Origin of the sequence: Shewanella sp. 10N.286.52.E4, from assembly GCF_041468785.1 — a bacterium.
Taxonomy (GTDB): domain Bacteria; phylum Pseudomonadota; class Gammaproteobacteria; order Enterobacterales; family Shewanellaceae; genus Shewanella; species Shewanella electrodiphila.
The window spans coordinates 22757-36337 of record NZ_JBFRJJ010000028.1 but is presented as its reverse complement, the minus strand read 5'-3'; the positions used below and the strand labels follow the sequence as shown (position 1 = coordinate 36337).

Below are 13581 nucleotides of genomic sequence, written 5' to 3'. Positions count from 1 at the left end.
ACATCAATAATCTAGCCGATTGAATAGTCCATAATTATACTTTAAAAAAAGTATATTTAATAATGCTATCAATTAACTATACACCTATATCGGCCAATATGAATGAAAGCTTAGCCAATCGGGCTTTAGTGATTAATTTTTAGGCCATTTGATATCGGAAATGGCTCGATTACTTTCGGCCCGAATAATGCCCCTTTGCAGCGCATGAGTTAAATTTAAATATAATGGCTTGAAGAAAATGGCTGCTGGAGCAAAGTTTAGGGTTCTAATACTGACGTAAGTATGGCCTACATTAATACTTTTTGCTGCAGCTAAAGCGTACTGCACTGTTTCAAACTGTAATTCTGTAGTGAGCCTTATGTCAGGATTCGCCAAAAGCGGCAAGTTTATATGGCCAAGTACACACTCAAGCTCAAGCCTGTTTAGCGCCGAGAAGTGAGGGACATTGTCATTAATTGCTAATGCTTGATGAGACAAAGCATCGGAGATTTGAGCCAAGGTTTGTTCTGGGGTTAATACTTCTTTAAAGCAAAAAGCAAGCTCGCCAGGTTTCATTAGGTATACTTTACTGTTTAATTGTTCTTCAAATTGCCTGATTAAGTTCTCAGTGATGGCATTCGATTCTGTTAATCCAAATTCAATGTCTAACTCACTTAGTAAGCTAATACTCACCAAGGCAATGGTTTTAGGGGATTCATCATTAGACATACAGCAAAGTAATCCCTGATAACCCTTAAGCTGTGTTTGAGGCTCTTGTAATACTTGTTTAGCCAGTAAAGCTTTTTGTTGTTTCACACTATTGAGGCGTTTTAAGCTATAAAGCCATACAAAAGATAATATGAAAATCGTCGCAAGTAGGATGATAATAGCCATTTGCTGATCTTTGCTGCTTTCAATATATTTCCCCAATTTATGTTGAAAGATATTGATTTCAAACTTTAATTTTTCTTCAGTTAAGTTTGATGTAAGTGTTTCTTCAACAGGCTTTTCTTCGATGCTTTGTTGCATTTGGACTAATCTTTCCATCATATCTAATGCCGCTGGGTAATTACGTTCTTCTCTGTATGCTTTGGCTAAATATTCAAGAGCTTCCTTTTGTGCATCAGGTAATTGCTTTGAATCGGCTATGATTAATGCGGCAACCCCATGAGTTATTGTTTCTTTCCATAATGACTGCTCTGACAATGCTTGGGCAAATAGCAACTCATTATAAACAAGATAATGCATGATGCCTTTTTCTTTAAATATATCATTAGCCATTTGTAAGTAATTCATAGCAGACGGGTAATTACTTAAATGAAGATACGCTTCGCCAATATTATGGAAATTAAGCCCTTGGCTTATTCTTCGATTATGCTTTTCATCTAATTGCTGTGCATTAAGGTAATAGTCAATGGCTTTATTCCACTGTTCTTGATTTGCATAGATCATCGCAATGACAGTCATCGTTTTAGATTGAGATGCATCTCGCCCCAGTTTTTGATAACTGATTGCGGCTTCATTGGCATTCTTGAGGGCTTCATCCCATTGACCTAAGTCGCGGTAAGCACGAGATAACTGAAACTGCGTTTGCGCTTGAATGACTGGGTAGCTTAAACGATTCGAAATTCTATAGGCTTCACTATGATGCTGCAGTGCTTTAGCTAATTGATTACGCCCAGTGTAATAAATGCCTATTGCTGTTTCAGATTGAGCAATGAAGTAATCATTACGCAGTCGATAAGCAATTTCTCGGTAGCGTTTGTAATGATATAAAGCTTGCGTGTCTTGTTTCACTAAAGTGTGTAAGGAGCTTAAATTTTGATGCAGTATAAATTGCAAATTTAAACTTTGGTTATCGTTGATATTGCTTATTTTATTAAGGGCTTCTTTGAATAAAATGATGGACTGTTTGTACTGTTGATCTTCAAGGCCTCTAATTCTCCCCTCGAGTAGTAAAATAATTGCTTCATGCATTGGCGTTTCAGCAAGAGTTTCAAGTTGTTGTGTCAGTAATCGGGCTTTATTAATTTTGTCCTCAGCTTTCAGCGCTGTTTCTAGAAAAAGTCGCGCCAAAATCTCTAAATCAGCATGTAATTCATCCGGATGATATTTTAAAGAGTCCGCAATGGCCTCAAATTCAGCGCGGTCATTAAATGACAGAGGGAATTGAGTACGAGTTGATAATTGCTCAAACAATACATTGGGCGTTTCATTAAATTCAATTTCTCGCTGCTGATAACGGTCTGCATGAGCAGGAAAGGCGATTATTGATAGCAATAGAACGTAACTGCTTAGAATGATTTTTTGCATGAATGATTAACGGCCTTATTATTATTTTGTAAGCTTTTGTTGGAAGTCGGTGGGCGAATAATGCCGCTTGTTATATTATCATTTCCATTGAGGTAAACTTTTTTCAAAGAATTTGTATGATGTTGAAAACAAATAACTACAATAAACAAAAATTATAACAAGAATAATAACAGAAGGAATGTAGAGTGAAAGTCTCAAAACTGGCTATTTTTACTGCAGGAGTATTTTTTTCGGCTAATAGCTTAGCTGAAGTAAATTACCAAATCGATTTAACTCAACCACAACACCACTTAGCAAAAGTACAAGTGAGCTTTCCTAAATCTTCAGCAGAGATATTAACGGTCAATTTACCTGTATGGCGTACAGGCAAGTATGCGGTACTGCCACTAGCTGATGGAATACGACTCTTTGAAGCGACAGACAGCAAAGGAAAACCGTTAACCTGGCAAAGAAGTGCTACAGGCGAATGGCAGATTAATCTGACGCAACCCACTGAAGTTAACGTATCTTACCAACTTTATGCTAATGATTTAGGCACTCGTGTGCGCCATATTGACAACTCCCATGCTTATTTAGACGCCAGTGGCGTGTTTATGTATAGTCCTGAATTTAGGGGCGATGAAGTCAAGGTTTCAATGAAGGTACCTAAGGGCTGGCAGAGCCATTCGGGTATGGAACAAGGACGGAAATCGCATTCATTTGTTGCGGATAACTATGATGTATTAATCGATTCACCGATTGAAACTGGAATTAATACTCACTATGCCTTTGAAGCCGATGGCAGAGATTATGAGCTAGTATTTTGGGGAGAGGGTAATTACGACGCTGAACAAGTGGTCAAAGATTTAACAAAAATCAGTAGTACAGCAAGTGTCATTTGGGATGACTATCCATTTGAGCGTTATGTTTATATGGTACATGCTACGAGCGGTGCACGCGGTGCTACAGAGCATTTAAATTCTACCATTATTCAGCTGCCACGCTTTAATTTCAGAGAGCGCAAAGATTACCTTCGTTTTATCAGTACAGCATCACATGAGTTCATTCACACTTGGAATGTTAAAGCATACCGTCCACAGGGTTTGGTTCCTTACGATTATCAACAAGCCAGTATGACGCAGTTACTTTGGATGGCTGAAGGGTCTACCAGTTATTTCCAAAATCAATTGTTGCTTCGTGCTGATGTGATTACCCCGAAAGAATTTTTTGCTGACTTAGCAAAACGGGTGAATAACAATATGCATAAACCAGGTCGTGAAATTCAATCTGTTTCAGAAGCCAGTTTAAATGAGTGGACCAATACAGGTGGGGATTACGCGATAAACCACGGGGTGAATATCTACTCAGAAGGTTATTTGGCCTCTTTATCATTAGATTTTAATTTATTAAAAGATACTGAGTTAGCACATTCTTATCGCGATGTTCATCGTCAGTTATATCGTGATTTTAAGTTACCGAAAGGCTATAACGTTGATGATGTAAAAGGGATTTTAAAAAGCTTATCAGGAAAAGATTATCAATCTTGGTGGCAGCAGCATATTACCTCACCTTTTAGCTTAGATTTTGATTCACTGCTAGCGCAAGCGGGCTTAGTGATAACTTATGGGAAGAAAGATGAGTCGACAATTTATAGCGGTTTAAGGTTAAGCGGGGGTCATAAAGACTTAACACTAGCCCATGTCAGTCGTAACAGCCCAGCTTGGACTGCTGGCATAGCAGCTGGTGATGAAATTGTTGCTATTAACGGTCTTAAAGTGACAGCGGCAGGATTTAAAAAACGCCTAGAGGATTTTACACCTGGTGACAAAATTACAGTGTCATTGTTTAAAAACGACCAACTCATTAAAGTGCCACTCACGTTAGCAAAGCAGCCTAAAGGTGACTTAACGATCCAAGGTGTTGAAACGCCAAGTGCTAAACAAAAGGCCTTCTTAAAAGCGTGGCTTGGGATTGATTGGCCATTTGATGAAGCAGGAAAGTTTATTAACTAATTTTCTAACTTAGTTTATAAGCATTTGTTAAGTGGTAATAAAAAGCCCCGATAACCGAAAGTTATTGGGGCTTTTTAATTAAATCGATTAAATATTTTCTTCGATTGGACCAAGTGCTTGTTTAAGCGAGTTAATAAAGGCAACAAGCTCGCCGCCCATTAACGCAAAATCAGCATCGAGTTTCGCTAATGGATCTTCAGTGCCAACATCATCAGTTGCAGCTCTAAATTCTTCAGAGAATTTTAAGCGTTTCACGCTTGCATCTGATTGCATTAAAAAAGCGATTGATTGGCCAAAGTGAAGTGCTAATTTATGAACTTGTTTACCTGTCGCTAAGTGAGCAAGAACCTCATCTTCCTGAAGTACTTGTTGCTTAAAGCGTACAATGCCACCTTCATCAGAATCAGACTTAAGCTCAGCTTCATCTTGCATTTCAAATGGCTGCGGAGAAGCGCCATTTCTAAGCCACTCAGTCAGCGTGGTTTCAATCGGTGTAGTAAAGTGCAAAGGCACCACTGGCAAACTGCCTAATGCTTTACGTAATAATGCTAATAATTCTTCTGCTTTTGCTGCACTAGAGCTGTCGACTAAGATCATTTCAAGTTCAGGCATGATAAGCGCATGAGTTTGACTACGGCGAGAAAATGCTCGTGGCAGTAGCGTCATGGTTATCTCTTCTTTCATCGCATCTTTTTCTTTCTTGGTCACTTTGCGACTTTCTTGATCTTCAATCATCGCCACTTTTTCATCGATGGCTTCTTTGATGACTTGACCAGGCAGAATCTTTTCTTCTTTAGTCACACAAATCAAATGACGGTTTTCTGCAGTATGAACTAAGGCTTGGCCTTTTTTTCCTAACGCATTTGAAAAACCAAACTTACTAATATCTTGGCTTGAGCATGGTGAGAAGGTGAAGTCTTCTAACGCTGTTTCGAGTGCCTCGGTATCGGTAGTGAAAGGCTTATTGAAACGATAAAGGGTGAGATTTTTAAACCACATAAAAAGGCGCTCATCAAAAATTAAAAATGCAGTTTACGGTATCACGGGGCTGGGGTAAACCATCAGGTTCATCAGTGTTGATTGTCGCTAAAACAGAATTCATTAAACTGTCATATTTGTGCTTTTTAGGTTAATTACATTTATTATCAACATCTTATTTGTTCTTTTTGGTAGTTAATTTAGCGAGAGCTAAATAAAATTCACGGATTGAAATATTTCTGCAACAAAAGGCGTGCAGAATTCGCCTCGTTCCCAAGCTATTGGTTAACAGTAACCTGTTAGTTCCAACCAAATAGCAGCAAAAATTAGGTGTGAAACACCAACAAATAATGTCTAAAGGATGAAATGATGAACGCTTTTTATAAAACTCTAGTTGCTTCAGCTATTGCTACTGCTACGCTTTCAACTGCTCACGCTGCAGAACCACTTGAAGTATATGGTAAGTTAAATGTTACTGTTCAATCTAACGATGAAGGTGATGGTTCAGTTACAGAAATTCAAAGTAATGCGTCTCGTTTCGGTGTTAAAGGCGGATTTGAATTAAGCGACTCTTTAGAAGCGTTTTACACAATCGAGTACCAAGTTGATACTGGTAACTCAAGCTCTGATAACTTCACTGCTCGTAACCAGTTCGTTGGTTTAAAAGGCAACTTTGGTTCTTTTGCTGTGGGTCGTAACGACACAATGCTTAAGAAGTCACAAGGTAAAGTAGACTTATTTAACGACTACTCAGGTGACTTAAAAAGTCTTTTTAAAGGTGAGAACCGTTTAGCACAAACAGCAACTTACTTAACGCCAAAGTTTGGTGACTTCCAAGTTGGTGTAACTTACGCAGCAGAAGGCGATAGCAAGCAAGAAGAAAAAGATGGTTTCAGCATCGCAGCTATGTACGGTGACTCAGGCCTTAAGAAAAGCCCTGTTTACGCAGCTCTTGCTTATGATTCTGAAGTAGCAGGCTACGACATCGTTCGTGGTACTGTTCAAGGTAAAATTGCTGGTTTTGTACTAGGTGGTATGTACCAGCAAGAAGAAGCAGTTGATAGTGGAAACAGCATCGATGGTTACTTACTAAGTGCAGCATACAAAATTCAACAAGTGACGTTAAAAGCACAATACCAAGACATGGAAGACAAAGGTGATTCATGGTCTATTGGTGCTGATTACGCATTAGGTAAGCCAACTAAATTATTTGCTTTCTACACTGACCGTACTTCAATGGGTACAGTTGAAGATTTAGATGGTAATGATATGGATATCTCAATCGACGAAAGTTACTTCGCTGTGGGTATCGAACACAAGTTCTAATTAATCGTTTCATCAAAGGTTAACTTAGATAGCGAATAATTGAAGGAGGCGTGAGTCTCCTTTATTTTTTGATGAGTTAAGCGTTTTAAGCAAGAATCATTAAGCTATTAATGTAAAGAATGATAGATTTATGACAATAATATGATTTTGTAGCCGTTATTGGCACTGAGATCATATTTCTGTAATAAAACTGACCAATAATACTCATGCGGCAAATTAATCACAGAAAATATTATGACAGCGAAGATTTTAATTGTAGAAGATGAATCAGCCATCCGTGAGATGCTGACCTTTGTTATGGAACAACACGGTTTTACCACATCGGCGGCCGAAGATTTCGATTCTGCCATCGATCTACTGCAGGAGCCTTACCCGGATTTAATCCTATTGGATTGGATGTTTCCAGGTGGAAGCGGTATACAATTAGCTAAGCGTTTAAAGCAAGATGAGTTTACTCGCCAAATCCCTATTATCATGCTCACAGCACGTGGTGAAGAAGAAGATAAGGTGAAGGGTTTAGAAGTCGGGGCTGATGATTACATTACCAAACCTTTTTCTCCTAAAGAACTTGTTGCTCGTATTAAAGCTGTCTTACGTCGTAGTGCACCTACGCGTCTAGAAGAGACTATTGATGTTCAGGGTTTGTTACTTGACCCTGTCAGCCATCGTGTCTCAGTGGGCGAGTCAGTGCTTGATATGGGGCCGACAGAATTTAGATTATTACACTTTTTTATGACTCACCCTGAGCGAGTCTATAGTCGCGAACAGTTACTAGATAACGTTTGGGGTACTAACGTGTATGTAGAAGATAGAACCGTTGATGTGCATATTCGTCGCTTACGCAAAGCGGTTGAAGACTCAGGCCATGATAAGTTGATTCAGACTGTACGTGGTGCTGGATACCGCTTCTCGACGAGAATGTAATCACAGACATCGCCGCGCTAAGAAAACCGCCGAGTAATATGCGTTTGAATTTAGACCCACGATGGGTGTTGCTTTAAATTCACAATTATTCGGCATTTTTTTAACAAAAGGCTATAGTCAGTGATATCATTTTAAGCTATCTTGTGAGCCATTATTTCCTACCAATAATTAGGTAATAACCTGCTAAAGGTTTATTTACATTAATTTTTTAGGCTGCCTATGTTTCGATCTTATTCAGGTTCCAGATTGCTATTACGCCTCGTTGGAATACTGTTCGCTTTTGCCCTTGTTGGCATCATCATTGATCAAATCACCCTCGCTATTATCATAGGTTGTGTTGCCTTATTAGGATGGCATTACCGTCAAATTAGCCGACTTAATTTTTGGTTATGGAAAGACCGTAAATTAACCCCGCCTCAAGGCACTGGTTCTTGGGAAGGTATCTTTAATGGTATCTATCGTTTGCAGGGTAAAAATCGCCGCAGAGTAGGCCAGTTGGCTTCATTACTGAGTCGTTTCAGGCAAGGCGCAGAAGCACTGCCCGATGCTGCAGTTGTATTAGACTCTGAACATAATATCTTATGGTGTAATAAGCTTGCACAACTAATATTAGGCTTTGTATGGCCTCAAGATAATGGCCAACGAATAGATAATCTTATCAGGCACCCTGACTTTTCTGAGTACCTTAAAAAGGGTGAGTTTAAAGAGCCATTAGAGTTAGCTTCACCGATATCTGACCAGCGTTTATTAGAAGTTCGCTTAATGAGCTATGGTGATCGCCAACTGCTTCTCATTGCCCGTGACATTACTCGAATCAATCAGTTAGAAGGGATGCGTAAAGAGTTTGTTGCCAATGTATCCCATGAGCTCAAAACGCCGCTCACAGTAATACAGGGCTATTTAGAAATCATGCAAAGTATGGAAGAGCCTGACAGCATGAATCACAAGCCTTTAAATCTAATGCAGCAGCAAACAAGGCGAATGCAATCAATGGTCGAGCAGCTTTTAGCTTTATCGCGCATTGAAGATGGTGCTGATATCGATTTAGAGCAAACAATTAATATGACAGCCATGCTCGATATATTAAAAGACGAAGCGTCTGCATTAGCATTAGATCAGTATGAGTTAACTTTTTTTGCCGAAGATAATCTAGATTGTCACGGAAACGAAGTGCAATTACGCAGTGCTTGCACAAACTTAATCTCTAATGCTATTCGATACACAGAGCCTGGCGGTAAGATAAGCGTTAGATGGGAATTGGTACCTACTGGCGCAAGATTCAGTGTGACCGATACAGGTTTAGGTATTGCGCCGCAACATATTAATCGATTAACAGAGCGCTTTTATCGGGTTGATAATGCTCGCTCGAGTAAAACCGGTGGTAGCGGATTAGGCTTAGCTATTGTAAAACATGCGTTGAATCATCACTACAGTGAACTAACTATTACCAGTGAACCTGATAAGGGGAGTTGTTTTAGCTTTATTATCCCTATTCACTTGGTGGTAAAGTGAAGTTAGTTATCGTTTAATTTACCTTTGTATTTAATATTCGTATTGTTAAGTGCCTGTTTATTTCAACATAGACAGGCATTTTTTATAATGAAATATACCCGCCTTTCAACCCCTTAATGCTGTGATGGAGTTAACAAGCTTTAACTTTGATGACCAGAATGAGTGTATTCAATTTCTGCATGTGTTTTACAATATGTATCAGAGCTCATATTGTTTAATTTAACACTTTTCTTTGAGTTCTAATGCTTATCAGGCACTAATTCATTGAATTAAATCTTGTGTACTTTCCCCTAAATACAATTTCAGAACTATGATTAACGACTTAAATAACATATCAAAGACAAGATGTTCCATGACTAAAAGCCTATTAAGTTTACCCCTGTGCTTTTTCCTCACTTACAGCCTCTCAAGTCATGCGGCAGAGCCTGATGTGCAGGCTGCTGTTAACCAGCTAACTAAACCAGCCCATTGGAGCGGTTTACCTTTATTGGCAGATGAAGCAACTAAGAGAGGGCATGACTTACCTTTGCCAATTGGTGTGAGCTTGTTTTATAACAATATCGATGCAGATTATGTTGCTGATAATGATTTTCAAGTTCAAGTGGATGGAGGCCTGTTAGGTTTTCGTGGGCCTAATGATTATGTAGTGCCTGCTGAAGATGTCAGTATTACAGGAAGCGACAGAAGTGTGCAGTTAAAAATTGATGCTTGGATATTACCTTTTTGGAATGTTTATGCGTTACTGGGCTACACCGAAGGGCGTAAAGACATTAGAGCAAAGCTGGATAATGTTGAAGGCTTACCTTGTGATGATGCGTGTAATGGCATTGTATTGCCTATCCCAATTGAGTATACCGCTAAAAATTACGGTATTGGAACTGTGCTAGCTGGGCAGATAGATCCTATTATCGGCGATACCCCGGTAATAGTCATGGCAGTGGGTGCCATAGTGAATGCGAATACTGATACAACGGATAGCGTGATTAAAACCAAGCTTGCCTCGATAAGAGTCGGTCAGCGATATGATATCGGCAGTGATAAGCTTGCTTGGTTTTTAGGATTTAGCCATCAAAGTGTGAATCAGAATGTGACTGGAGACTATTCTTTTGTAGGCACTGATTTAGCCCCGCTGATGGAAGAGGTCAAATTTGATATTGATCTTGCTAAGAAAGAGACCAAGAATATGTCCGTGAGTATTAATTATGATTTTGGTCCAAGGAACGAATGGAACCTATATACAGAATACGGTTTTTTAAATTGGCAGCATTTGATTATTGGTGTTGGGCGTCGTTTTTAATCGAATTGAACAGTTTTTGTCATAATTAAGTTATTGGTAATGTATGCGTTTTTATTGCCTTAGTTATTTTTTACGGTTTAATTTATTGTTTTTGTGAGGCTTTTTAGTTGGTTAAGTATTCTGGAAAGATTGTGGCGTAAATGTTTCAAATGTTGATTGTCATATAACTGTCATATATTAGTCATAGACTTGTCATCGAAGCAATTGATACTGAGCGTGTCTTAAATAACAACGCTTATAATACCGGAGCATTACAATGAAACTTAAACAGCTAGTTGGCACTATCGCCTTTGCAGCAGCTGGTGTTTTTTCAGCAACATCGATGGCAGCAATTGATAAAACATTACCTGTATATGAAAAGACAAGTGGTGTTTCAGGTAACTTGTCATCAGTTGGTTCAGACACGTTAGCAAACATGATGACGTTATGGGCTGAAGACTTCAAACACATTTACCCTAACGTAAATATCCAAATTCAAGCTGCAGGTTCTTCTACTGCGCCACCAGCTTTGACTGAAGGTACTTCACAATTCGGCCCAATGAGTCGTCAAATGAAGCCTAACGAAGTTGAAGCTTTTGAAAAGCATTACGGCTACAAACCAACTGCTATTCGTGTTGCAATTGATGCACTCGCAGTATTTGTACATAAAGATAACCCAATTGAAGGGTTAAGCATTGACCAAATCGACTCAATCTTTTCTTCTACTAAAAAATGTGGCGGAAATGATGTAAATCGTTGGGGTGATGTTGGTCTTGATGGTAACTGGTCTAAGAAAGATATCCAATTATACGGTCGTAACTCAGTGTCTGGTACATACGGTTACTTCAAAAAGAAAGCACTGTGTAAAGGTGACTTCAAAGCAAACGTAAATGAGCAACCAGGTTCTGCATCTGTAGTTCAATCAGTTTCTCAAGGTCTTAACGCTATCGGTTATTCTGGTATTGGTTATAAGACTGCTGGTGTTAAAGCTGTAGCTATTTCTAAGAAAGGCACTAAATACATTGATGCAACTGCTGCTAACGCTGCAAGTGGTACTTACCCATTATCACGTTACCTATACGTTTACATCAACAAGCACCCTAACAAAGATTTATCACCAATGGATCGCGAGTTCATCCGTTACGTGTTATCTAAACAAGGTCAACAAATCGTAGAAAAAGACGGTTATGTACCACTACCACGTAGTGTTGTTGCTAAAGACCTAGAAAAAGCGGGTATCAAGCTGTAATAGCTTAATTTACCTCGACACAAAAAAGCCTCATTCATGAGGCTTTTTTGTGTCTGAAATTAATCGAATCATAACCTCCCTTATTTAATGTGAAGCACTGATAACCTCGATGAATTGATGGTATTGAGTTAACATAGCTGCAGAATAATATAGATAAGGATGTGATGTGGCTGAACAATTTGATTTTAATAATGATTACCACTCGGTTGCTAATACAGATGACATGAAAGTGCATCATATGGTGTTGGCGTTAAATGTGGATTTTGACAAGCAGCAGCTTCAAGGCTCAGTCAAATTGTTATTTAAACGCCTTTCGGATTCGACACAATTGGTACTCGATGGACGGGATATTAGTATTGATGAAGTATCAGATATTCATGGGAATCAACTTGAATTCACTCAGCAACATGTTAGTGCACTGCAAGGTGAGAGAATTGTCATTGAAGTGGGCGGTGAAATAACACAAGTCGTGCTTCATTATTGCACTTCAAAGGATGCACAGGGGTTACAGTGGCTAACGCCAGTACAAACCCTAGGAAAACAGTCTCCTTATTTATTCAGCCAATCACAGCCAGTCAATGCACGTAGTTGGATCCCGCTGCAAGATAGCCCTAAGGCTAGAATTACTTTTAGCGCTTCAATTCAAGTTAATAACGGCTTAAGAGCTGTGATGAGCGCGGCTAACTCTGCCGAAATGCCAGCAGATGGCTTATTCACTTTTGAGATGGAAAAGCCGATACCGACGCATTTATTAGCATTAGCTGTGGGCGATCTCGCCTATGGTGAGGTAAGCGAGCGCTGCGCAATTTACACAGAGCCTGCCATGCTCGAAAAAGCCCTTATAGAATTTGAAGACACCGAATCAATGATTGTAGCTGCCGAGTCATTACTCGGTCCGTATCCATGGGGGCGTTACGACATGATAGTACTGCCGCCAAGCTTTCCATTTGGCGGGATGGAAAATCCAAGATTGGCCTTTATCACACCCACATTGATCGCGGGTGATAAAAGTTTAGTGTCTACAGTGGCGCACGAGTTAGCGCATTCTTGGACAGGCAACTTGGTGAGTAATGCGACCTGGCGAGATTTATGGCTTAACGAAGGCTTTACGACTTATTTTACTAATCGCTTAGTGGAGAACATTTACGGCAAAGAACAAGCTGACTTGGAGTGGGTTATTGAGTATGGCCGCTTACAAGAAGAAATGCAGTCATTGCCAATGACGTCACAAACACTACCTGCCAATGTTCAACATCAGGATGCCAACGATGCTTTCAATCGTTTCACCTATGATAAAGCGTCGATGTTTGTACATGAGTTAGAGGCACGATTAGGACGAGAGGCTTTTGATAAATTTCTTTATCAGTATGTTCAGCATTTTAAATTCGAAGCCATTACCACAGAAACCTTTATCGACTATGCCAAACAAACCTTGCTGGTGGATCATGTGGATGTGATTTCCGAATCGGAATTGATGACCTGGGTTTATGGTGAGGGTTTACCTGAATGGTTTATAGCGCCTACATCTACCAGTTTGGATAAGGTGAAGTTAGCGTTAAAGCAGTTCACTGAAGGGGTCAATGCAGCCAAATTGCAAGTTGAAGCTTGGCGAGTGCATCATTGGCAATTTTTTATCACTCAGTTACCTTTTCAGTTAACTCAAGTGCAATTAAAAGATCTGGATATGACATTTAGTTTTACAGATAGTCAAAATGCAGAACTTGCTTGTGATTGGTTTAGAGTCGCTATCAGAAACCACTATGAAATTGTAATGCCCAAAGTTGGGTTGTTTTTAGCCCATATTGGCCGAGCTAAATTTGTAAAGCCGCTTTATAGCGAAATGCTCATTGCAGGTTATCAAACCCAAGCCATAGAGATATATCAGAAAGCGAGAGAGGGTTACCACCCTTCATTGCAAGTGCAGTTAGATGCGATGTTTAAAAACACATAAGTATCATTACTGATTATATGTACTTTATTGGTTTTTTTAGATTTTTAATCGAAAACCTTGAGGCAAAAAAAATGGCAACCCA

Annotated in this window: 9 protein-coding genes; 7 read left to right on the top strand and 2 right to left on the bottom strand. The window is 39.3% G+C overall.

The window, feature by feature from the left end; translation table 11 throughout:
- Positions 1-132: 132 nt before the first annotated feature.
- Entirely contained in the window at positions 133-2292 is a 2160-nt protein-coding gene (locus tag AB4153_RS16250) for a hypothetical protein (RefSeq protein ID WP_371998144.1), read from the bottom strand.
- Positions 2293-2477: 185 nt separating this feature from the next.
- On the opposite strand from AB4153_RS16250, the gene AB4153_RS16245 reads away from it, so the two are divergent.
- Complete coding sequence (locus tag AB4153_RS16245) at positions 2478-4283, top strand: M61 family metallopeptidase (protein ID WP_371998143.1); 1806 nt, start codon at positions 2478-2480, stop codon at positions 4281-4283.
- 87 nt (positions 4284-4370) lie between these two features.
- Here the strand turns inward: AB4153_RS16245 and rdgC are convergent, their stop codons facing one another.
- Positions 4371-5282, bottom strand: a complete 912-nt coding sequence (rdgC, locus tag AB4153_RS16240; protein ID WP_102529070.1) for a recombination-associated protein RdgC — start codon at positions 5280-5282, stop codon at positions 4371-4373.
- Positions 5283-5627: 345 nt separating this feature from the next.
- Here rdgC and AB4153_RS16235 point away from each other — a divergent pair, with 345 nt between their 5' ends.
- The 6 genes from AB4153_RS16235 to AB4153_RS16210 all read left to right on the top strand — a co-directional run bounded on the left by AB4153_RS16235 (position 5628) and on the right by AB4153_RS16210 (position 13499).
- Positions 5628-6587 (top strand): porin, encoded by a 960-nt coding sequence (locus AB4153_RS16235; RefSeq protein WP_371998142.1) that lies wholly within the window; start codon positions 5628-5630, stop codon positions 6585-6587.
- Between the two features lie 234 nt (positions 6588-6821).
- A complete protein-coding gene (phoB, locus tag AB4153_RS16230) occupies positions 6822-7511 on the top strand; it encodes a phosphate regulon transcriptional regulator PhoB (protein ID WP_102529072.1) in 690 nt (229 codons plus the stop codon).
- Between the two features lie 219 nt (positions 7512-7730).
- On the top strand, positions 7731-9023 hold the full coding sequence (phoR, locus tag AB4153_RS16225) for a phosphate regulon sensor histidine kinase PhoR (RefSeq protein ID WP_371998141.1): 1293 nt from the start codon (positions 7731-7733) through the stop codon (positions 9021-9023).
- A 352-nt stretch (positions 9024-9375) separates the two neighbouring features.
- Positions 9376-10320, top strand: coding sequence for a hypothetical protein (locus AB4153_RS16220; protein ID WP_229369199.1), 945 nt, complete (start codon positions 9376-9378; stop codon positions 10318-10320).
- 256 nt (positions 10321-10576) lie between these two features.
- A complete protein-coding gene (locus AB4153_RS16215) occupies positions 10577-11548 on the top strand; it encodes a PstS family phosphate ABC transporter substrate-binding protein (protein ID WP_102529075.1) in 972 nt (323 codons plus the stop codon).
- A 223-nt stretch (positions 11549-11771) separates the two neighbouring features.
- The gene (locus AB4153_RS16210) at positions 11772-13499 is read left to right on the top strand and encodes a M1 family metallopeptidase (protein ID WP_371998190.1); all 1728 of its coding nucleotides are present in this window, start codon (positions 11772-11774) and stop codon (positions 13497-13499) included.
- The last annotated feature ends 82 nt before the right edge of the window (positions 13500-13581 follow it).

Coding starts and splice junctions, on each gene's coding strand:
- AB4153_RS16220 (WP_229369199.1), top strand. CDS start 9,376: ATGACTAAAAGCCTATTAAGTTTACCCCTGTGCTTTTTCCTCACTTAC.
- AB4153_RS16250 (WP_371998144.1), bottom strand. CDS start 2,292: ATGCAAAAAATCATTCTAAGCAGTTACGTTCTATTGCTATCAATAATC.
- rdgC (WP_102529070.1), bottom strand. CDS start 5,282: ATGTGGTTTAAAAATCTCACCCTTTATCGTTTCAATAAGCCTTTCACT.
- AB4153_RS16235 (WP_371998142.1), top strand. CDS start 5,628: ATGATGAACGCTTTTTATAAAACTCTAGTTGCTTCAGCTATTGCTACT.
- AB4153_RS16215 (WP_102529075.1), top strand. CDS start 10,577: ATGAAACTTAAACAGCTAGTTGGCACTATCGCCTTTGCAGCAGCTGGT.
- AB4153_RS16210 (WP_371998190.1), top strand. CDS start 11,772: ATGAAAGTGCATCATATGGTGTTGGCGTTAAATGTGGATTTTGACAAG.
- phoB (WP_102529072.1), top strand. CDS start 6,822: ATGACAGCGAAGATTTTAATTGTAGAAGATGAATCAGCCATCCGTGAG.
- phoR (WP_371998141.1), top strand. CDS start 7,731: ATGTTTCGATCTTATTCAGGTTCCAGATTGCTATTACGCCTCGTTGGA.